Origin of the sequence: Spirosoma foliorum, from assembly GCF_014117325.1 — a bacterium.
Taxonomy (GTDB): Bacteria; Bacteroidota; Bacteroidia; order Cytophagales; family Spirosomataceae; genus Spirosoma; species Spirosoma foliorum.
Map to the genome: position 1 here is coordinate 996371 of NZ_CP059732.1, position 22833 is coordinate 1019203.

Here is a 22833-nt window from a genome sequence, read left to right on the forward strand (position 1 = left end):
GATTGCCTCTGTCAACTCAACCCACCCGAAGCTATGGAATACACCAAGACACAGTCATCTATGAAAAAGTATCTACCGTTTACCTGCTCCTTATGGCAGAATGTGTGTAGCCCACCTAAGTGGGTAGTCCGCATTTTGTTGCCATTGCTGGTCCTATCCTTCGTTACTGTAGGGGTGTGTAAGGCCATGACTGAGCCTTTGAAGCCCGTTACTCTACCAGGAGGAGAGGGTCGCCGATCAACCTTGTCAGCCCATAGCTTTCCAAAGCGGTTGAATCTCTTCGCCAGGCGAGATGAAAACCTGGCTTCGATGGGTGAACTAGGTGGGCAAAACAGATTGGAACGTTTGGCAAATAAACAGGCGAACCCAGTTGTTGAAGCGAATCTGGATACCCCTTGCGTACCAGTAAGTTACACACTTTGTGGGGCGAAAACTTCCTTTACTTTAACGGCTGGCAGTGGTTATGCCAATGTGCAGTGGTATAAAGATGGGGCCGTCATCGCCGGAGCAACCACCACAGATTATGTTGCCACAGTAGCGGGTATGTATAGCTACAGTGCGACGGATGTCACCACGAGTTGTAGTACAAGCCTCTGTTGTCCCATTAGTATTGAGAGCTGCGCCCCTTGTGTGCCAGTAAGTTACACGATTTGTGGGGCAAGGACTTCCTTTACATTAACGGCTGGCAGTGGTTATACTAATGTGCAATGGTATAAAGATGGGACAGCCATCGCCGGAGCAACCACCACAGATTATGTTGCCACAGTAGCGGGTATGTATAGCTACAGTGCGACGGATGCCACCACGAGTTGTAGTACAAGTTTATGTTGTCCCATTAGTATTGAGAGCTGCGCTCCTTGTGTGCCAGCTAGTTACACGCTTTGTGGGACGAAGACCTCCTTCACCTTAACGACGGGTGAGGGTTACACGTCTGTACAGTGGTACAAAGATGGAGTAGCCATACCCGGAGCAACAGCGATAGATTATGTGGCCACGGTAGCGGGTATGTATAGCTACAGTGCGGTTGATGCTACTGGTTGTAGTGGCACTTTGTGCTGCCCGATTAGTATCACTAGTTGTCCGCAGGTTTGCGAGAAGCCGATCTTGACGGTCGGTAATCCGGTCTGCAATGGCAGTGGCTTCTATAGTGTGAGTGTGTACTCCAGTACCAACAACATCGTGGCCAGCGCGGGCACGGTGAGTGGACTAAGTATTATTAATATTCCAGTAGGTACGCCCGTGAGTGTATCGGCCAGCAATGGAGTGGGCTGCTTGAATGTAGCCACGGTGGATTCACCGACAGGCTGCAATGCTTCTGGCCCCAACGGCTGTACTCCACCTCAGTTGACGGTGGGCCAACCGCTGTGCATGGGCACAACCTACACGGTGAGCTACCGACTGACGGGTAGTGGTGGTGTGAGCAGCAACGTGGGTGTGGTCAACGCATCGGCGCATCGGATCGAGCAGATTCCGGTGGGGACCAATGTGGTGGTGACGGCCAGTGGCAGCGGTACCTGTGTGACCCGAGTGACGGTCGTATCACCGACCTCTTGTGCTAACCCTTGTGAGAACCCAGCCATCACCCTGAGTGGTCCTGAGTGTAGCAATGGGGCTACGAGTTATGTGGTCAACTACACGGTCAATCCAGGTACGACGGTACTGGCCAGTGCGGGCAGTGTGAGTAATGGCTTGATCAGTGGCATTCCTTCGGGTATTCCGTTGAGTGTGACTGTGACAACGGTGAATGGTTGTTCACCGATGGTGGTTGTAGTGCCACCGGCTTCGTGTACGGTGTGTGCCCCGCTGGGCTTGAACACGGGTACGACGCTGGCCTTGTGTGGTCAATCCAATGGCATTGCCACGGTAGTGGTGAATGCGGGCAGTGGCGTGGGTCCGTATAGTTATCAGTGGACCAATGCCTCAGGCAGTGTGGTGAGCAGCAGTTCGATTGCTACCGGTCTGTCGGCGGGTATGTACACGGTGACGGTGACCGACAGCAAAGGCTGTGTGGGTCAGAAGCAGGTGAGCATTTCTTCGACCAATGCTCCGGCAATCGTCGCCCAGGCAACTACCACGAATTGCGGGCTGGCTAATGGTAGTGCCAGTGTGCAGGTCACCAGTGGCAGTGGTAGCTATACCTACCAGTGGACGACTTCGACCGGTGTGGTTGTGGGTAGCAGTGCAAGTGTAGGTAATCTACCTGCGGGCACTTACACGGTGAACGTGGTGGATGCCAACGGGTGTAACAGCATGACCTCTGTAGTGGTGGGCAACAGCACCCCGCTAGCCATCGTAGCAACAGCTCAAAACGCGGTTTGTGGTCAGGCCAACGGCTCGATCACAGCTCAGGTGAGTGGCGGTTCTTCCGGTTATACCTACCAGTGGCGAACGGCCAGTGGCGTGGTGGCTACCAGCCAGAACCTAACCAACGCGGCACCGGGCAGCTATAGCGTTGTAGTAACGGATGCCACAGGTTGTACGGCGGTGGCTACGGCCAATATCAGCAACCTGGCTGGTCCTCAGGTGTCGGGTGTGCCTACCCATGTGAAGTGCTATGGTACCCAGACGGGTAGCGTGGTGCTGACTGTGTCAGGGGGCACCCCACCGATTGGCTATGTGTGGAGCAATGGCTCGACCAGCAAGGATCTAACGGGCGTTGGCGCGGGAGTGTACACGGTGACGGCACGGGATGCCAATGGTTGTCTGGCGGTGCAGAGCTTCACCATCACCCAACCTACGGAGATCGCGGCCGTGTTCCAGCCCACGCAGCCGACCTGTTCAAGTCTGAGCGGGGGTGGTGTGAGTCTGGTGAGCATCAGTGGGGGTACGGCTCCGTATAGTTATACCTGGAGCACGGGCAGCACAGCGGCCAGTCTCAACAACCTGAGTGGTGGCACGTATACCTTGACCATCAAGGATGCCAATGGTTGTGTGGCTTCGCCAGTAGCGGTGCTAATCACACCGACGGGCTGCAATCCGCAGGTTTGTGAGAAGCCGATCTTGACGGTCGGTAATCCGGTCTGTAATGGCAGTGGCTTCTATAGTGTAAGTGTGTACTCCAGTACCACCAACATCGTGGCCAGCGCGGGCACGGTGAGTGGACTGAGTGTGATTAATATTCCGGTAGGCACCCCCGTAAGTGTGAGTGCCAGCAATGGGGTAGGCTGTGTGAACGTAGCCAGTGTGGCTTCGCCAGTGGACTGCAATGCCTCGGGTCCCAACGGCTGTACCCCACCTCAGTTGACGGTGGGTCAGCCGCTGTGCATGGGCACAACCTACACGGTGAGCTACCGACTGACGGGTAGTGGTGGTGTGAGCAGCAACGTGGGTGTGGTCAACGCATCGGCGCACCGGATCGAGCAGATTCCGGTGGGGACCAATGTGGTGGTGACGGCCAGTGGCAGCGGTACCTGTGTGACCCGAGTGACGGTCGTATCACCGACCTCTTGTGCTAACCCTTGTGAGAACCCAGCCATCACCCTGAGTGGTCCTGAGTGTAGCAATGGGGCTACGAGTTATGTGGTCAACTACACGGTCAATCCAGGTACGACGGTACTGGCCAGTGCGGGCAGTGTGAGTAATGGCTTGATCAGTGGCATTCCTTCGGGTATTCCGTTGAGTGTGACTGTGACAACGGTAAATGGTTGTTCGCCGATGGTGGTTGTAGTGCCACCGGCTTCGTGCACGGTGTGTGCCCCGCTGGGCTTGAACACGGGTACGACGCTGGCCTTGTGTGGTCAATCCAATGGCATTGCCACGGTAGTGGTGAATGCAGGCAGTGGTGTGGGTCCGTATAGTTATCAGTGGACCAATGCACAAGGCAGTGTGGTGAGCAGCAGTTCGATTGCTACCGGTCTGTCGGCGGGTATGTACACGGTGACGGTGACCGACAGCAAAGGCTGTGTGGGTCAGAAGCAGGTGAGCATCTCCTCGACGAGTGCGCCAGCGATTCTGGCTCAGGCCAGTCCGACCTCCTGTGGTCAGCCGAATGGCAGTGCCAGCGTACAAGTGAGTAACGGCAGTGGTAGCTATACCTATCAGTGGACGAATAGCTCAGGTGTGTTAATGGGTACCAGTGCTAGCCTTGCGGGTCTGCCCGCAGGTACCTACATGGTCAGCGTTCAGGATGGTAGTGGCTGTAGCAGCACGACGAGTGTGGTGGTAGGCAGCAGCAGTCCGGTCAATGTGGTGGCTACGGCTCAGAACGCAGTTTGTGGTCAGGCCACGGGCAGTGTGAGTGTGCAGGTGAGTGGGGGTAGTGGTTCCTACAGCTACCAGTGGCGCAATGCAGCTGGCGTGGTGGTGGCTACCAGCCAGAACCTGGTGAATGTGGCTCCGGGCTCTTACAATGTTACGGTGAGTGATGGCCGTGGTTGTGTGGGTGTGGCCTCGGCCAACATCAGCAACCTGGCTGGTCCTCAGGTATCGGGTGTGCCTACTAATGTGAAGTGCTATGGTACCCAGACGGGTAGCGTGGTGCTCACGGTAACGGGCGGCACCCCACCGATCGGTTATGTGTGGAGCAATGGCTCGACGAGTAAGGATCTAACGGGCGTTGGTGCTGGAGTGTACACGGTGACGGCACGGGATGCCAATGGTTGTCTGGCGGTGCAGAGTTTCACCATCACCCAACCCACCGAAATCGCGGCTGTATTCCAGCCGACTCAGCCAACCTGTTCGAGTCTGAGCGGTGGTAGCATCAGTCTGGTGAGCATCAGTGGGGGTACGGCTCCTTACAGTTACACCTGGAGTACAGGTGCTACAACGGCCAGCATCAATGGGCTGAGTGGTGGTACGTATACCCTAACAATTCGGGATGGCAATGGATGTGTAGCTTCTCCGTTAGCGGTGTTGCCTACTCCGAGCAACTGTGCGTCCTTAGATCTGGCCTTGACCAAGAAGTTGTCCAGTGGCCAGAGCGCGACAGTGGTCGCCGGTGGTCAGGTGACCTTCACGGTGAGTGTGATCAACCAGGGCGGTGTCAATGCGACTAACGTGCAGGTGACGGATTACATCCCAGCTGGCCTGACGCTCAACGACGCCAACTGGACAGCCAGCAACGGTAAAGCAACGCTCAATACGATGATTGCAAGTCTGTTGGCAGGCCAGACCACAACGCGCAACATCACCTTCACGGTGAGTAGCAGCTTCGTGGGTAGTCTGACCAACACCGCTGAGATCAGCAGTGCCTCGGGCGGAACGGATAAAGACTCGACTCCCGATGACAATCCGGATAACGATGGCACCCCGGTGAATGATGATACGAGTGGTGATCATAAGAACAATCCGTCTCAGGACGAGGATGATAGTGATATTGAAGTGATTACGGTGACGCCATTGTGTACGGCTCTGGGCTTGAACACGGGTACGACGCTGGCCTTGTGTGGCCAATCCAATGGCATTGCCACGGTAGTGGTGAATGTGGGTAGTGGTGTGGGTCCGTATAGTTATCAGTGGACCAATGCCTCAGGCAGTGTGGTGAGCAGCAGTTCGATTGCCACCGGTCTGTCGGCGGGTATGTACACGGTGACGGTGAGCGACAGCAAGGGCTGTGTGGGTCAGAAGCAGGTGAGCATCTCCTCGACGAGTGCGCCAGCGATTCTGGCTCAGGCCAGTCCGACCTCCTGTGGTCAGCCGAATGGCAGTGCCAGCGTACAAGTGAGTAACGGCAGTGGTAGCTATACCTATCAGTGGACGAATAGCTCAGGTGTGTTAATGGGTACCAGTGCTAGCCTTGCGGGTCTGCCCGCAGGTACCTACATGGTCAGCGTTCAGGATGGTAGTGGCTGTAGCAGCACGACGAGTGTGGTGGTAGGCAGCAGCAGTCCGGTCAATGTGGTGGCTACGGCTCAGAACGCAGTTTGTGGTCAGGCCACGGGCAGTGTGAGTGTGCAGGTGAGTGGGGGTAGTGGTTCCTACAGCTACCAGTGGCGCAATGCAGCTGGCGTGGTGGTGGCTACCAGCCAGAACCTGGTGAATGTGGCTCCGGGCTCTTACAATGTTACGGTGAGTGATGGCCGTGGTTGTGTGGGTGTGGCCTCGGCCAACATCAGCAACCTGGCTGGTCCTCAGGTATCGGGTGTGCCTACTAATGTGAAGTGCTATGGTACCCAGACGGGTAGCGTGGTGCTCACGGTAACGGGCGGCACCCCACCGATTGGGTATGTGTGGAGCAATGGCTCGACGAGTAAGGATCTAACGGGCGTTGGTGCTGGAGTGTACACGGTGACGGCACGGGATGCCAATGGTTGTCTGGCGGTGCAGAGTTTCACCATCACCCAGCCCACGGAGATCGCGGCCGTGTTCCAGCCCACGCAACCGACCTGTTCGAGTCTGAGCGGGGGTAGTGTGAGTCTGGTGAGCATCAGTGGTGGTACGGCTCCGTATAGTTATACCTGGAGCACGGGCAGCACAGCGGCCAGTCTCAACAACCTGAGTGGTGGCACGTATACCTTGACCATCAAGGACGCCAATGGTTGTGTGGCTTCGCCAGTAGCGATTCTGAACACGCCTACTAATTGCAGTACGCCTATCTTCGATCTGGCCTTGACCAAGAAATTGGCTAATGGACAGCCTGCCAATGTGGTAGCGGGTGGTCAGGTAACCTTCACGGTGACGGTTTACAACCAGGGCAACATTGATGCAACCAACGTTCAGGTGACGGACTACATCCCAACTGGACTGACGCTGAACGATGCGAACTGGACGGCTAGTAACGGCAAGGCTACGCTTACTAGTGTGATTGCCAATCTGGCCGCTGGTCAGAGCACGAGCCGTAACATTACCTTCACGGTAGGGTTGGGCGTAACGGGTAGTCTGACCAACAATGCTGAGATCAGCGGTGCGAGCAACGCACAGAACTTGCCAGACGTGGATTCGAGTCCTGACAACGATCCGACCAACGATGGTACGCCGATCAATGACGATACGTCGGGCGATCATAAGCACAACCCATCACAGGATGAGGATGATAGTGATATCGAAGTGATTAATGTGAATCCGGCTCCTGTCTTCGATCTGGCCTTGACCAAGAAATTGGCCCCTGGACAGTCTACGAATGTAGTGGCGGGTAGCAACGTAACCTTTGCGGTGACGGTGATCAACCAGGGTACTGTGGACGCGACAGCTGTTCAGGTGACGGATTACATCCCAGCGGGATTAGCGCTGAACGATGCCAACTGGACAGCCAGCAATGGTCAGGCGACACTCAACACGCCGATCACGAATCTGACTGCCGGGCAGAGCACCACGCGCACCATCACCTTTGTGGTAAGCTCGAGTGTAACCGGTAGCCTGACCAACGGAGCCGAGATCAGCAGTGCGAGCAACGGGCAGAACCTGCCGGATAAAGATTCCGATCCGGATAACAATCCGGGGAACGATGGTACGCCGATCAATGACGATACGTCAGGGGATCACAAGCATAATCCATCGCAGGATGAAGATGATAGTGATATCGAGGTGATTACGGTGACGCCCGTTCAGCCAACCTGTGAGAAACCGGTGCTGACCGTAGGCAATCCCGTTTGCAATCCAGCGAATGGTACCTATAGCGTAAGCATTTACAGCAGCACAGGCAATGTGCTGGCTAGTGCGGGTACGGTGAGTGGTTCGAGTGTGATCGACATTCCGGTGGGTACACCAGTGAGTGTGACGGCCAGCAATGGTATTGGCTGTAACACCGTATCGATGGTGGAAAGTCCAGCCTCGTGTCCGATAACACCAACCTGTACGCAGCCTAAACTGACCACCGGTCAGCCAATCTGTTCGGGTAACGGTACGTATTCGGTGAGCTACTCGACTGACCGGGGCGTTGTGAGTGTCAATGCGGGGACTATTTCGGGGAATACCATCGTCGGTATCCCGGTAGGAACCCAGCTCACGATCACGGCAACCGACGGAACCTGTATGACTCGGGTCAATGTGAGTAGCCCAGCAAACTGCACAAACCCCTGTGAAAATCCAGGTATCAGCCTGAGCGGTCCGATCTGTGACGACAAGGGCACGAATACCTACTACCTGTACTACACCCTCCTCAACGGAGCAACGGTGAAAGTTAGTCAGGGTGTGGCCAGTAACGGGCTGATTACGGGTGTGCCTTCGGGTGCGCCACTAAGCCTAACGGTAAGCAGAGCGGGTTGTGCCGACAAGGTGGTGACTATTCCAGGGGTTGTTTGTGGACCAAATCCGGCTCCATCCTTGGATCTGACCAAACAGGTCAACAAGACTCGAGCTGGCCTGGGCGAAGTGGTGACTTACACCCTTACGCTGACCAATAGAGGCACCGGATCGGCAACGAATGTAGACGTTCAGGAATCGATGAGTGCGGGTCTGGTACTTATCCCAGGGTCTGTTTCGACTACGGCGGGTAGCTACGCGGCTACCAGTCCGGTCGGTATCTGGACGGTGCCAAATCTGGCTGCTGGAGCAACGACAACCCTGACCTTCTCGGCCAGCATTACGCAGGTGGGTGTGGTTTACAACACCGCAGCGATACCCGGCGATACGGCCACCGTTTGTACAACGGTTCCAGTGAAAGTTTGTCAGGGAGCGCCAATCCAGGTGGTTGTGTCGGCTCCGAAGGGCTATAGCAGCTATCAATGGTATCGCAATGGTAGTGCGATTTCAGGTGCCACCAGCTATACCTATACGGCGACTCAACTGGGTGAATACACCATCCAGGTCAACGGGTCGCAATGCCCCAATGGTGCTTGCTGCCCTATTGTGGTGGAACAGGAAGCAGGCGTAACCTTTACGTTGGCCAGTCAGGCTCCAACCTGTAACGGTAGTCAGCCATTGGCGAACGGTACGGTGAGCATTAATGGACTGGCGATTGCCAACACGGCTTATCGGTATGCTCTCGCGCTGGGTACCAGCTTTACGACGACCAACCCGACGGTTCAGTCAGTGCCTGCCAATGGCGTACTGGCCTCGAATCTGGTGGGTGGTCAGACGTACACCATCCGTGTATTCAACGGAGCGGGTTGCTGGCAGGATCAGACCGTGACGATTGGGGTAGCCAATTGTGGCTGCTCGGTCGAACCACCGGTCGTAACCTGTGCGATTACCGAAATCTGCAAAGGCGGTTCCACCATGCTCAGCACACGTGGCTGTGAATCGGGTACGATTCGCTGGTCGGATGGCCATTCGGGTGCGACCATCGTCGCGACACCAACCGTCACGACGACCTATACCGCCAGTTGCGTGATCGGTAGTTGCGTGAGCCCCGCTTCGAATGCGATTACCGTTACGGTACTGGATGTCAAAACACCGACAATCAGTGCGAGTGCGGATAATGTATGTCCCGGAACGTCGGTCACGCTGACGGCTGCGGGCTGCGAAGGGGGCGTGATCCAATGGTCGGAGAAAACCCAGACAGGTGCGTCGATTGTCGTAACGCCTTATGGCAAAACAACCTATACGGCACAGTGTCGCCTGGGTACTTGCCTAAGCAATCCGGCGCTGGTGACCATCAATGTGAATACGGAGTTGCCAACGCCAACTGTAACCTGTAGCACAACCATCGTTTGCCCAGGCGAAACGGTGACGCTGACGGCGGAAAATTGCGTGGGTACGCCAATCTGGAATAGCACAACGGCAACCACCAGCAGCATCGTCGTTACGCCAACGCTTGGCAGCAACAGCTACTGGGTGTTCTGTAAGAATGGGGCCTGCACCAGCAAATCCTCGAATATCTACACGATTCAGGTTGTAGCGCCAGTTATTCCGACGATAACAGCTTCGGCCGATACGATTTGCACCGGTGGCTCCGTCGTTCTGACGGCTAGCGGCTGCAACGGAACGGTCTTCTGGTCGACAGGTCAGACGGGAGCTAGCATCACGGTGGCTCCGACGGCCAATACCAGTTACTATGCTCAGTGTAAGTTCCGCAGCTGCCTCAGCGATCAGTCGAGTGCGATTGCCATTGCGGTGGTAAATCCACAGACGCCGATTGTACGAGTGAATAAAACCCTCGTCTGTAGTGGAGAACCCGTCTCGCTGACGGCAACGGGTTGCAACGGTACTGTACAATGGCATGGGGTGAATTTGGTTGGCTTAACCATCACCATCTATCCAACAGCAACGGCTGAGTACTATGCGACCTGTAAGCTGGGCGCTTGCGAAAGTAGTGCGTCGACCACCGTCCGGGTGACGGTGAACAGCTCACCAGCTACCGCGCCGACGGTGGTTGCCTCAACGAGCCTCGTCTGCAACAGTGGCCTGGTATCGTTAAGTGCCACAGGTTGCAATGGCACGGTACAATGGTCGGATGGTCAGACCGGATCGGTTATTACCGTAACGGCTACCCCAACGAATCGGGAGTTCTATGCCTTGTGTGTGCCTACTAGTGGTACGGCCTGTGGTAGTGCCAAATCCAATGTGGTGACCATTACGGTGCCACAAATGGCAACGCCAAGCATCGTCGCTAGCCGTACAGCGGTTTGCAGCGGTGAGCAGGTGACCTTGACGGCCACGGGTTGCGCAGGAGGAACCATTCAATGGCATGGTGTCAATCAGTCCGGTACCAGCATTTCGGTGACGCCGGTATCAACGAGCGAATACTATGCGACCTGTACGATTACGGGTTGTGAAAGTGCTCCATCTACTAAAGTAACAGTGGTTGTGAACGCGCCGGTTACAGCTCCGGTGGTTACTGCATCAAGCCTGACCGTTTGCTCGGGTAGTGTTGTTTCAATGACCGCAACGGGTTGTAATGGCACCGTGAACTGGTCGGATGGTCAGACCGGAGCGGTCGTTTCGATGACGGCAACGGCAGCTAACCATACCTACTACGCGATCTGTCAGACGGGAACGCTCTGCCCTTCGCCACAGTCCAATGTGGTGTCGATTAACCTGGCACCTACTGCGGCACCAACCATTACCGCCAGTCGTAACTCGATTTGCAGTGGTGAGAAGGTAACGCTGACGGCTACGGGCTGTGCAGGTACGGTAATCTGGCATGGCATCAACCGCACGGGAGCAAGCATCGATATGTATCCGACCTCGACAACCGACTACTACGCAACGTGCCAGGTTGGTACCTGTGAGAGCGGGGCTTCCAACACGGTAAGCATAGTTGTCAATACGGGTACAGGCATCAGTCCGGTAGTAACCGCTTCAACGCAACAGGTTTGCATCAGTGGTGTCGTCACGCTGACGGCCACGGGCTGTACGGGCGGCACGGTGATTTGGTCAGATGGTCAGCAGGGAGCGATTGTTTCCATGACCGCTACGGATGCGAACCACGAGTTCTATGCCCTCTGTAAAGATGCTGGTCAGTGTGGTACGGGTAAGTCGAACGTGATTACGGTGACGGTAACGACCCTGCCCACGCCAACGGCTGTCTGCAGTACCAGCGCCATCTGTGTTGGCGAAGACGTAACGCTTACCGCGCAAAATTGCCTGGGTACCCCTCACTGGAGTACAGGTGAAACCACGGCCAGCATTATCGTGAAACCAACGGTAACGACGGGCTACACGGTATACTGCACGATGAACGGATGCACGAGCCCAACCTCGAGTTCGTATGTGATTACGGTCGTACCAGTTACTGCACCTACGATTACGGCTTCGGCTACGGTCGTGACCGCTGGTGGGTCAGTGACGCTGACCGCCAGTGGTTGTCCGGGTACGGTGATCTGGTCGGCTAACGACATCCACGGAAATAACACCGGTAGCTCGCTAGTGGTCCGCCCCGAAGGGACGCAGACCTACTCGGCTCAGTGTAAATACCGGACCTGTCTGAGCGACCCATCCAATACGATCACGATCAATCCAGGAAATTGCCTGGTTAACGCAGGTGGGCTGACGCCGGTGAACGGTAACGTATGTGCCGCGGGTAGCACCACCGCGCTTGTAGCGGCAACGCTGAGTGGTGGTCTGGTTCAACCCAATGGCTATTCGGTCGTCTACCTGTTGGCGAAAGATGGTGTGATTCAGCAAAGCAGCACAACCCCTCAGTTCAGTGTACCATCGGCTAGTGCTCACTACTCGATTCATACGCTGGTCTATAACGGGGCATCGGGTGATGCAAATTACTTCGCGCTGTCATCGATCAACCTGGGTGTTACCCGGACGACGGATGTGCTGCAACTGATTAGTCATAGCTGTGCCGCCTTCGATGCAACGGGTGCTAAAGTGAACGTAGGCGTCGTTGACGCACCGTCACTGTCGAGCAATGCCTCAACAGTTTGTAACGGGGGTACGGTTTCGGTAACCGCCACGGGTTGCGCAGGTGGAATTGTGAAATGGTCGGATGGTAAAGAAGGAGCTGTCTATCAGACATCAGTGTATACCGAACGCTGGCTAACGGCTATCTGTGAAGTGGATGGCTGTCCAAGTGCTCCTTCGGCTACGCTGCACATTACCCTGGGTACACCAGCCGTACCGATTATCGTGAGTACGCCATCGATTTGCGTTGGTGAAACGGTCTCGCTAACGGCTACGGGTTGCACAAGCGGAAATTACCTCTGGTCGGATGGCAGTACAACGGGAGCAATCCTGACCGTAACGCCAACACAGGATGCTACCTACCGCGTGAAGTGCAAGCTGGGCGATTGTGAAGGTGACTGGTCGGCGGCTACGACGGTTCATGTCGGCAAGCCAGCCACACCAACCCTATCACTACAAGGTACTGGCAGCACAACGGTTTGTTATGGCTCGCCGGTAACGCTGGTGGCAACGGGCTGCACAACGAATGAGCATGTGATTTGGTCCAACAACATGACGGGCTCGTCCATAACCATTTCGCCTGCCAGTACCGAAACCTACACGGCCTACTGTGCTAGTGCGGCAGGCACCTGCCGGAGCGATGTTTCCAGTGGACTGACCATCACGGTATTGGGTAAAGTAGCGGTACCGACGGTAGTCGATAAAACCAATACGTGTCCAATCACAACGGTGGATCTATCGACCGCGATGTCGAGTCAGCCAACGACAACGGGTGGGTTGTTCGAATACTATACGGATGCCGCACTGACCAACAAGGTAGCAAACCCTGCTGCCGTTGGTGCCGGTACCTACTACGTGATCGAGCGGACCAGTACTGGTTGCGTGAGTCTGCCAGCGGTGATTCATGTGCAGATTACTACCTGCACGGAACCAACACCTTGCGATGGGGTTAACCCAGCCACGGCCAATGCCGGTGATGATGCGAGTGTTTGTTCAACGGCAAGTTATCAACTACACGGTGCAATGGGGGGCGGTGGCAACACCGCTCACTGGACCACCAGTGGCAACGGAAGCTTCGATAACCCATACTCGCTCAATGCGATCTATACCGCTAGTGGGGATGATGTACAGGCTGGTCAGGTAACGCTGACGCTGACGGTAAGCACTACGAACGTGAACTGCCCGGTAGCTACGGATCAACTGGTGCTGACGCTGAATGGTGTGAAGAGTACCCCAGTGATTACGGTCGCTGGGGGCACCCAACTCTGCGCCGGTGATTCGGTGATCCTGAAAGCCCCTGCCGGATATGCAGGCTATAACTGGAGCAACGGAGCCACTACGCGAACCATCGTGGTGAAACAGAGTGGTGTCTATAGTGTACAGGTAATGAACGACAAAGGATGCACCTCGGTGAAATCGGCTGATGTAACGGTGAAAATAGCCGAGCCTGTGTTGCCACCGCTGGTGACGAACCTGCGGAATACCTGTCCGTCGAAAATCGTCGATCTGACGCAGGCGCTGTCCACCACCACAGTCGGTAGCACCTATACGTATCGAATCTGCGAGTGTAACTCATCCAACATCGTCATCCGGCCGGATTCGGTGTGTGAAGGTACATACTGGATTGTGGAGCGAACGGCTCAGGGTTGCGTGAGCAAACCAGCGAAAGTGGTCGTGAAAGTCTTCAACTGCGCCACCGATACGCTGGCAACGGATGTTAGTATTGCTAAAACGGTGAACCAGACTACAGTGAATGGCTCGCCAGTCACCTATACGCTGACGGTTAGCAATGCGGGTCCACATACGGCTTACAACGTCGATGTACGCGATGTACTGCCAAGTGGTCTGCAACTGTTGCCATCGGGTGGCTACACCTTCGCGAATGGGATGATTACCAAACGGATCGATAGTCTGAAAGCGGGCGCGTCTGCTCAGATCGTGTTCAGCGCCCGGATTGTGACGAAAGGAGTGGATATTATCAACAGAGCCGAGATTACCTATCTGGACAATGTTGATCCGAACGGGGCCAACAACAGTTCGAGCGTGACGGTACGCGATACAACCAGTACGCCTGTGTCGCAGACCGGTACACCGGGGCTGGGTGTAGCTCTGGCGGTCGTGAAGGTTGAACCGCAGCCTGATAACTCGTACAACGTGACTTATAAAGCGACGTTGAAGAACGTGGGCTCGGTGGATCTGACCGCGGTCAGTCTGCTGGATAGTCTGAACGGGGTGTTCGCATCGCCTGCTTCCTATAGCGTTGTTGGTTCGCCAGTAACCGGATCGGGCAGCACGCTGGTGGCTAATGCAGGCTTCGATGGGAATACGCAACCGAATATTCTCGGCAGTGCCAGCACTTTAGCGGCTGGTGTTCAGGATACCGTCGTGTTCGTGGTGAACGTGAAGGCCAATGGTAACAGCGGTCCGTTCTATTCCTCGGCAACAGCGAAGGGAAATACCCTCGACGGTAGCCAGACGGTGAAGGATGTCTCCAACAATGGATTCGATCCGACGCCAGAAGGCTCTGTGTCAACCGCGGTTCGCTTCGATATGCCCAAAGGCTTACTTGGGGTAGCTAAATCGGTGGGTGCGCCAACGCTGGTGTCAGCTGGGATCTACGACATTCCGTACACGATTGCACTGAATAACATGGGTAGTGTAGACCTCAAGAAGGTTCAGGTCGTGGATAACCTCTCCGCAGCTTTTGGTCACGGTGCGCTCATTGTTAGCAATCAGATCTCGGTTTCAGGGGTTGGTACGGTAACGGTCAATCCGAGTTACTCAGGTCAGGGCCTGATCACCAATATGTTGGTCGATACGGCCAGTACACTGGCTGCGGGTGCCAAAGCCACGCTGAGCTTCACGGTTCGGGTGGATGTGCGGAATGCCGACGCGTTGACTTTCTACAACACGGCGCTGGCTTCGGCCCTGACGCCAACCGATGACGTAGTCGAAGATGTGTCGACCGCTGGTACCAACGATGACCCCGACAATGATCTGGACCCACGTAACAACAGCCAGACAACGCCAATCGTGTTGAACAGCGTTTCGTCTGATTCGTACATTGGAGTATCCCTGGCGGTTCGCGATACAGTTCGTCAATCGGATGGTAGCTACAACGTGACTTACCAGGTTGTGGTGAAAGCCTACGGTCCTGATTCGCTGAAGAATGTGAGCGTAAGCGATACCCTGTCTAAAGTCTTCAACAACCAGACAGGATCGACCTACCGAGTAGTAAGTGCACCGATTATCACCTCAACGGGTAGTGCACTGAAACTGAATCCGAACTTCAACGGCGACGCTGACCCTGTGCTTGTTCTGGGCGATAATACCAGTACGCTGGCTGCGGGTAAAGTCGACACGATTCAGATGGTAGTCAATGTCGCTTCGAGTGGTAGCACGACCACCTTCCTGAACTCAGCTTATGCGCAGGCAGTGGCTAAATCGGGTACGGTGAGTGATGTGTCGACGAATGGGTTGAATCCTGACCTCAATGGCAATGGCAACCCAACCGATTCGAACGAACGCGAAGCGACCACGTTGACTCTGCCACCGACCTATGGGTCGATCTTCATCCCCGAAGGCTTCTCGCCAAACGGCGATGGCACCAACGATCGGTTCGTGATTCGGGGAACCGCTGGTCTGATGGTTAGCCTGCAGGTGTACAACCGTTGGGGCAATCTGGTCTACCAAAGTGAGGATTACCAAAACGATTGGGATGGTAAACCCAACACCGGTGTGCTGATCAATTCGGCTGATTCGAATGGGGTTCCCGACGGTACCTACTACTACATAATCCATCTGAGTGATGGCCGCAAGTTTGTTCGATACATGACAATTAACCGCTAATTCGGATGGCAAACCAGTTTGTAACTAAACTTTGGGCCGCGGGAGTGGCGCTGCTGATGCTCAGCATCAGCAGCCGCCCCGTGCAGGCTCAGCAGGACAAAATGTTCTCGCAGTACATGTTCAACATGATGGCTTTAAATCCGGCCTATGCTGGTAGCCGGGATGTGCTGAGTATGTCGGCCCTGTACCGCAATCAATGGACGGGCGTAGCCGGGGCTCCCCAGACGGCCACCTTTACCGCCGATATGCCTCTGAAGCAGGAGCGGGTAGGCGTTGGATTGCAGCTCTATAGCGACAAGGCTGGGGTGATCCAGGAAGCCGGTGGCTTTGCCTCATATTCGTTTCGGATTAAGGTCGGGGCCAAAACAACCCTGGCGTTAGGTCTTCAGGCAGGTGCGTCGAGCTATCAGGCCAATCTGGCGGAGGTGAAAACCTCCCCCGATGGTCAGGTGGACCCCGCTTTTGCCAGCAACATCTCCAAGATTCTGCCCAACTTCGGCACGGGGATTTACCTGAGCAACGACCGGGCCTATGTAGGCCTATCATTGCCCCGGCTGATCAAGAATCGACTGAGTGAGTACAACGTCGGCGATTTGCGATCGGTACAGGCGCGTCATGCCTATTTGGCAGCTGGTTTTGTGGTGGGTCTTAGCCCCGTGGTCAAGATGAAACCCTCGCTGCTGGTGAAGTATGCCGAAGGTGCCCCGCTCGGTTTTGATGGCAACGTCAACTTCTGGTTTGCCGATCGGATCGCCATTGGCGCATCGATTCGCCGGAATCAGTTCTCAACTTGGTCGACCTTTACGACGGATGCCCTGGTGGGTATGCTGGAAGTCCAGCTAACCGATCAGTTCCGGTTTGGGTATGCCTATGATCGAACGATGAACGGCTTACGCGATGTGGCTCCCAGTTCGCACGAGATTATGATTCGGTATGAGTTTGGCTTCGGTAAGAATCGGATTCTGACGCCCAGGTATTTTTAAACAGAACTACTGTTAGTAGGTCAACGGGTCTTAAGCGGATGTAGTAATTCATATGCATCCATTTAAGACCCGTTGCCATTATATACTGATGCTGATAGTAGTTACTGGACTGAGGGTACCAGGTTGAGTTTAAACCGTGGGCTAAATCTGCGCTAAGTAGCCCTTAATCAAGCGTGTGCTGTACTATAGTTAATTCAACAAGGCAAATCGTAGCCTTACTACAGAAAGGGTACATGTATGAAACAGATTATACTACTTACTATGTTTTTTATGAAGATGGCTGTGCTCTGGGCACAAGTGCCTTCTTTTAGTCAGATTCAGGTTACCTCTAATATTGACAGTTTACAAAAAACGCTCATTACTCAACGTGGGATTGACCGCCTTACAACCCTGCTAAGCCTGGAAAAAAGCCTTCTTTCGTGGGAGTTTAAAATCAACCAGGATTACCTTGATGAGATAAAGAAAGAGTTGCCGAGCTATCCGGAAGCTAAGAGTCATTACTGGTATTTTAATGCCTATCAACAACGATTCAAGACGAATTTAGATAAAGCTTTTTCCTATGCTAAGCTTGCCTATGAGCACTATAGAAGGCAACGTGATTCAACAGGAATGGTATCGGCCTTGTCCAATATGGGTATAATGATACTAGAACGAGATGAACAAAATTCGCCCGATAAACCCCAGTTTGGTCATCAATATTTAAAAGAAGCAATGGCCTTAAGTCGCTATTCGACTAACCCAGAGTTACAGATTCTTTACGCATATGCCTTTTGCCGTTATCTTGGATGGGGATCTCTAAAGAAGAATAGCGATCAGGTTCTGGCCCAGATAACGAAAGGACTTACCTTAATTAATAAACATCCGCAATATGTTTATTATAAAATCCACTTGCTGAATGTTCTGGCCTTACTCTATGAGAGCAAAGAACGATTTAAAGAAGCCCAGGTATATACACTTGCTGTCATTAATCTGATCACCCAACACCGGCGAACCATACCTATTGTTCACCTATATAATCTTGGGTTTTACTACGAAATGCAACAGAAGTATGATAAGGCTTTACAGGCTTATCAACTGACGATGAAAATGGCCCATAAGCAGAATCCGCCATCTGTACGATACCTCTGGTATACCAGTGCTGGCATACATGCATCATTGGTAGGGTTAAAAAAATATAAAGAGGCAGCCATATGGGCCGATAGCATTTATTCTTATGGCGAACAATTTGATGTCCAGAACATAAAAACAAAGCTTCAGGAGGCCGTCGTAACCTACGAGGTAGAGAAAAAAGACGCCCAGAATAAGCTTTTAGAGCAGGAAAAGAAACTGACGGAGACTCGGAGCCAACTATATTTATGGCTAGGACTACTGACCAGTGTTGGACTTTTGGTTACTGGTTTTTCCATTTATCGCCAACGTCTGGCAAACAAAAAGCTCAAAAACGCTTTCGAAGAAATTGTTAAGCTCAATCAGGTCAGGGATTACTTTTTTGGGGTAATCGCCCATGACCTGCGACGTCCTTTTGCTAGTTTTCAGAATATGGCTGAGTTAATACGGTATTACCTAAGCACAAACCGATATACAGACCTGGAAAAGGTGTCTCAATCGATTGATGAAACGGGTAAACATATCTCTCTCTTGCTTGATAATCTGCTAAGCTGGGCGTTAACCCAGCGAGAAGAGACCCCGTATAACCCCGAAAATGTGCGGCTAGATGAGAAAATTCGCCATGTCAAGGAGCTTTATCAACGAATCGCCCAATACCAGCAAATACAAATAATAACAGAATGTCCCGAAAAGCTCATGGTTTATGTGGATACGAATGCCTGCGATTTAATTATTCGGAATATTTTCGATAATGCGCTGAAAAATACACAATTAGGTGGTAAAGTTGCCTTGAAAGCTTTTGCTGAGAACGAAAAGAAGCGGGTCCGATTGATCATCGAAGATAATGGGCGAGGGATGAGCCTTGAGAAAGTAGCTTCTATTAAAAATAGGCTACTTCATGCGGAATTACAGTCCAACTCCTTCCGTGGCCTTGGATTGATTCTGGTGGGACGTTTTATAAAAAGTAATCGGATTACTATAGATCTCCGTAGTAAGCCAGGGGAAGGGACAACGTTTGAGCTAATGCTGCCAATTTGTGGCTATTGATAGTGTGAGAAGTTTTTAGCGCATGTTAAGCAGCTCTATGCTATCAGCGCTGACAACTTGCACTATGGAGCTGATCTCGATAGATGCTTAGTAAGTTAGTTCGGTATTATTTGCTAGATCAAGGCAGAAGGGAATTATTCCATCATCCAAGCGATGGATCAGAAATATGCACTGAAACGATCTTTACGGAAAGTGATTAATGAGTTGCCGGAACAGTTTATGCAGGTTCAGAGGGCCTACATGGTCAACCGAAATTATATCGACTACATTCGGAACTCGATGGTAGAGGTTCGCCAACACTTGATTTCTATTGGTCGAGCTTATCGAAAACGGGTATTAACGTCTATCCAATCTGGATAAACTTACGTTAGTTTAGAGGTAAAGTGTTGACAAAAAAAAGCAGACAAAAATATTTTGTCTGCTTTCTGGTCTTCTATCCACACCATTAAAAGCAGGAGGTAATAGCTCCCACTTTTCGTATACTTTATTGAAAGTAAACAAATGTATGGAAAATATTTACATAACAAAAAGCCAGAAGATTCTGTATGAACTTCTTGAACCAATGTAGGAGCGATAAATTATATAGGGTGATTGCACGAAAAGCTAAGTTAGCCATCTTTGACAGATGGACGTAGCCGAATTGTTTTTTGAGATTGATGATCCCCGCCAGGAAGGAAAGTGTTTTCACCAGCTAACCGATATTCTAATGATCGTACTTTGTGGATACTTAGCTGATTGTGAGGGATTTGAAGAGGTTTATGATTATGCTTGTGATAAACAGGAGGTGTTCCGTGAGTTTTTGGAACTACCCTGCGGGATTCCTTCGCACGATACCCTAAATCGGGTCTTTCGCCGACTTGAGCCCACCCAGCTGGAGACTTTGTTAACCAATTGGGGCAAAGAAATTGTTGACCTGCTGACCCAAAAACAGCTTATCATCGACGGTAAACAACTGCGGGGAACGGTAGAGGCTGGCCACAAACAAGCCACCGTTCAGATTGTCAGTGTCTGGGCCGAGAAAGAGCGGTTGTGTCTGGCTCAGAGCCAGATAGCTACTAAAACCAACGAGATCAAAGCGATTCCTGATTTGTTAAAATCGATTGACATCGCCAGTAGCGTGGTTAGTATGGATGCCATTGGATGCCAAAAAACGATTGCCAAACTCATTATCGATCAGCGGGCAGACTATCTCATTGGCTTAAAGGCCAATCAGGACGGCTTATATGAACAAGTGGTCGATTGGTTCGAGCGAACAAAGCCTTCCTTACAAGCCGATATAAGCCGGGATTTGGGCCATGGGCGAGCTGAAAAGCGGGCTGTATTCGTAAGCGAAACACTGGACTTGATTGATGCCGCAGCGGGGTGGGTAGGCTTAAAAAGCGTCATTTATGTGGAGTCAACTCGTTGGATCAATGACAAAGAACAGCGCAGTACACGCTACTATATCAGCTCACTAAGAGGCTATTCAGCCGCTCAGATGAGTTGCTACATTCGTCGGCACTGGAGTATTGAGAATGAGCAGCATTGGCACCTTGATGTCACCTTTGATGAAGATGGGTGCCAGGTCCGGAAAGACCATGCTCCGCGTAATTTGAGTACGGTTCGTAAGTTGGCCTTAGGCTTAATTAGTCGTGACCCGGCCAAGATGAGTTTGAAGCGTAAGCGAAAGAAAGCTGCCCGAGACGATGCTTATCTAATGACTCTATTGAGCCAACTTAACGTTTGATGCAATTACCCTGTAAATTATAGACCAGATTGAATACGCGCCAAAATCTGTTTACGATAGGTTCGACCAATAGGAATCCACTCCTGATTAACTTCCAGGGCGGTTGTGCTCAACCGCCCGATTAGGGTTTTGTTGACAACATAGCCTTTTTGAATCTGTATAAACGTTTTCGGTAACTCGCTGGCTAGCTTGCGTAAGGATCGTTTCAGTACATATTTCTGATCCATCGTACGGATTATGGAGTAATTCCCCTCCGCCTTAATCCAGTAGATAGCATCAAACGGTATCATGACTTGTTCGCCATGTTTCCCCGGAATTGTAATCCCTTTGGGGTTATGGAGGATAAGGCCGGGTAGTTGGGTACAGAGCATCTCCAGAGCCGCTTTCAGGCTAAACAAGCCAAAGGGTTTAACCAGAAACCCAATATGAGCCATCCGGATGGCTTGCCGCAGTAAGTCTTCCCGCGGATAAGCTGTTTGAAAAATAACCGGCAGTTGCGGATAGGCCTTACTCAGCAGCTCGACGGACAGACCATCGGGGAGAACCATATCTGCGACGATAAAGTCCGGCTGCTGCTCTTCCAGAAGTTGGCTGGCCTGTGCCAAGGTCGTGGCGGATCGGATGGTTCGGAAGCCTAATTGAGCAGCCATCGCTTGAAGGGTATCCAACCAGACCGGATCATCCTCAATCAGCAAGAGGCTCAAATATGTCATAATGGTGCGATGTGTGGTAGTTTACGACTGCTATATAGCGAAATAATTCTAATGTTTATGATACCGCTTTCTAGAGTCACTTAAAGAGTTTTTTGGGAGACAAAAATGTACCTTTTAGGCTACACTAAAACGTTGATACCAAGCCCGAGTCTGGTTCAACCTTTAGTAAGTTAAGCTGTTCAATTGTCGAATTCTATTTCGTGAAAAAGCTGTCTTCCTTATTTGGGTAGACCCAACTACGTGATTGTAATTTACTCTCCGATAATTCGTCTAAATCGCAGAAGTCTCAAGCAGACGCACGTTATTGATCAGCCTGAAGGCTTCTGCAATTGACTTATTTCTCGGTGTTTAAAGTAGCTTTTTATACTGTTCCAGTAGTTTCCGTCGACTACGAAACAACCGCATCTTTACGGCACTTAGACTAATCCATTGTTGCCGAGCCAATGTAGCCTGATCGATACCCTGCTGATAATGCGTATAAAGCAGGTATTGATCTGCTTCAGGCAGCGTCTGTATTAGCTGCTCCATTAAGGTATAATCTATTTTCTCATCGGCTTCTTCCACCAGGGAATCTGTTAGTGACTCGTCCAGAGCACAGCTACGATGACGGCGTTTGGCGCGTATTTGATCCAGGCAATAATTGTGGGTGATGGCGTATAGCCAGGTGGCTAGTGAAGAACTGTTTTGAAACGTGTCTAGTTTTTGAAAAACTTTAATAAAAATGTCCTGCGTATAGTCTTGTGCAGTTGCTGGATTGTTAGTCATAGCCAGACACTTTCGATAGACTTTTGAGACATGTTTCCTATACAGCAGGTCAAACGAATTGGTTGTGGAGCATGACTCACTGAATTCGGGGAGTCGATTAGAGGAGGTTGATTGTGTCATTAGGTTAAGGCTAATGTGTTTCTAAAAAGTCAATGTATCTTACGGTGTTTTACGGGAGTTGACACACGATCCAGAATATCTATCCCTTACCGTTCCTAACCAGCAAAAACTGGGGCACGGTTGCCTGCTATGCTATAGCACACCGTTTATAGCCTATTTATTGATGGTTATTGATTATCCTGATGTAGCTAACTGCAAGATTCGTTTCGACTGAAAAAAAAGAAGCTTATTTCATCCTCTTTTAAGAAGGTTTGTTGGTTTTACCATTGCCCTATCTTCCCAATAACCAGCAGGATACGTGCTTCATGGATTATTAACGTCGAACAGCTAGCCCTAGGGAGGGCATGATGAT

7 protein-coding genes are annotated in these 22833 nt (G+C 52.2%); 5 read left to right on the forward strand and 2 right to left on the reverse strand.

From position 1 onward, the window contains the following. Positions 1–60: 60 nt before the first annotated feature. The 5 genes from H3H32_RS04150 to H3H32_RS04170 all read left to right on the forward strand — a co-directional run bounded on the left by H3H32_RS04150 (position 61) and on the right by H3H32_RS04170 (position 20883). Positions 61–16020, forward strand: a complete 15960-nt coding sequence (locus H3H32_RS04150) for a T9SS type B sorting domain-containing protein (protein WP_182461413.1) — start codon at positions 61–63, stop codon at positions 16018–16020. Positions 16021–16025: 5 nt separating this feature from the next. Continuing rightward, entirely contained in the window at positions 16026–17003 is a 978-nt protein-coding gene (locus tag H3H32_RS04155; RefSeq protein WP_182461414.1) for a PorP/SprF family type IX secretion system membrane protein, read from the forward strand. 237 nt (positions 17004–17240) lie between these two features. Continuing rightward, a complete protein-coding gene (locus H3H32_RS04160; RefSeq protein WP_182461415.1) occupies positions 17241–19157 on the forward strand; it encodes a tetratricopeptide repeat-containing sensor histidine kinase in 1917 nt (638 codons plus the stop codon). 153 nt (positions 19158–19310) lie between these two features. Then, positions 19311–19517 (forward strand): LytTR family transcriptional regulator DNA-binding domain-containing protein, encoded by a 207-nt coding sequence (locus tag H3H32_RS04165; RefSeq protein WP_182461416.1) that lies wholly within the window; start codon positions 19311–19313, stop codon positions 19515–19517. A gap of 265 nt (positions 19518–19782) precedes the next feature. After that, positions 19783–20883, forward strand: coding sequence for an ISAs1 family transposase (locus tag H3H32_RS04170; RefSeq protein WP_182459992.1), 1101 nt, complete (start codon positions 19783–19785; stop codon positions 20881–20883). A 17-nt stretch (positions 20884–20900) separates the two neighbouring features. Here H3H32_RS04170 and H3H32_RS04175 read toward each other — a convergent pair whose 3' ends face one another. Both H3H32_RS04175 and H3H32_RS04180 read right to left on the reverse strand, forming a co-directional pair. Next, positions 20901–21596 carry a LytR/AlgR family response regulator transcription factor gene (locus H3H32_RS04175; RefSeq protein ID WP_182461417.1) on the reverse strand — a complete coding sequence of 232 codons (696 nt, stop codon included), beginning with the start codon at positions 21594–21596 and terminating at the stop codon, positions 20901–20903. A 348-nt stretch (positions 21597–21944) separates the two neighbouring features. Further along, positions 21945–22481, reverse strand: coding sequence for an RNA polymerase sigma factor (locus H3H32_RS04180; RefSeq protein WP_182461418.1), 537 nt, complete (start codon positions 22479–22481; stop codon positions 21945–21947). Positions 22482–22833: the final 352 nt, after the last annotated feature.

Bases quoted from the DNA above. Each gene is read 5' to 3' on its own strand.
- H3H32_RS04155 (WP_182461414.1), top strand. From the start codon at position 16,026: ATGGCAAACCAGTTTGTAACTAAACTTTGGGCCGCGGGAGTGGCGCTG.
- H3H32_RS04160 (WP_182461415.1), top strand. From the start codon at position 17,241: ATGAAACAGATTATACTACTTACTATGTTTTTTATGAAGATGGCTGTG.
- H3H32_RS04180 (WP_182461418.1), bottom strand. From the start codon at position 22,481: ATGACACAATCAACCTCCTCTAATCGACTCCCCGAATTCAGTGAGTCA.
- H3H32_RS04150 (WP_182461413.1), top strand. From the start codon at position 61: ATGAAAAAGTATCTACCGTTTACCTGCTCCTTATGGCAGAATGTGTGT.
- H3H32_RS04165 (WP_182461416.1), top strand. From the start codon at position 19,311: ATGGATCAGAAATATGCACTGAAACGATCTTTACGGAAAGTGATTAAT.
- H3H32_RS04170 (WP_182459992.1), top strand. From the start codon at position 19,783: ATGGACGTAGCCGAATTGTTTTTTGAGATTGATGATCCCCGCCAGGAA.
- H3H32_RS04175 (WP_182461417.1), bottom strand. From the start codon at position 21,596: ATGACATATTTGAGCCTCTTGCTGATTGAGGATGATCCGGTCTGGTTG.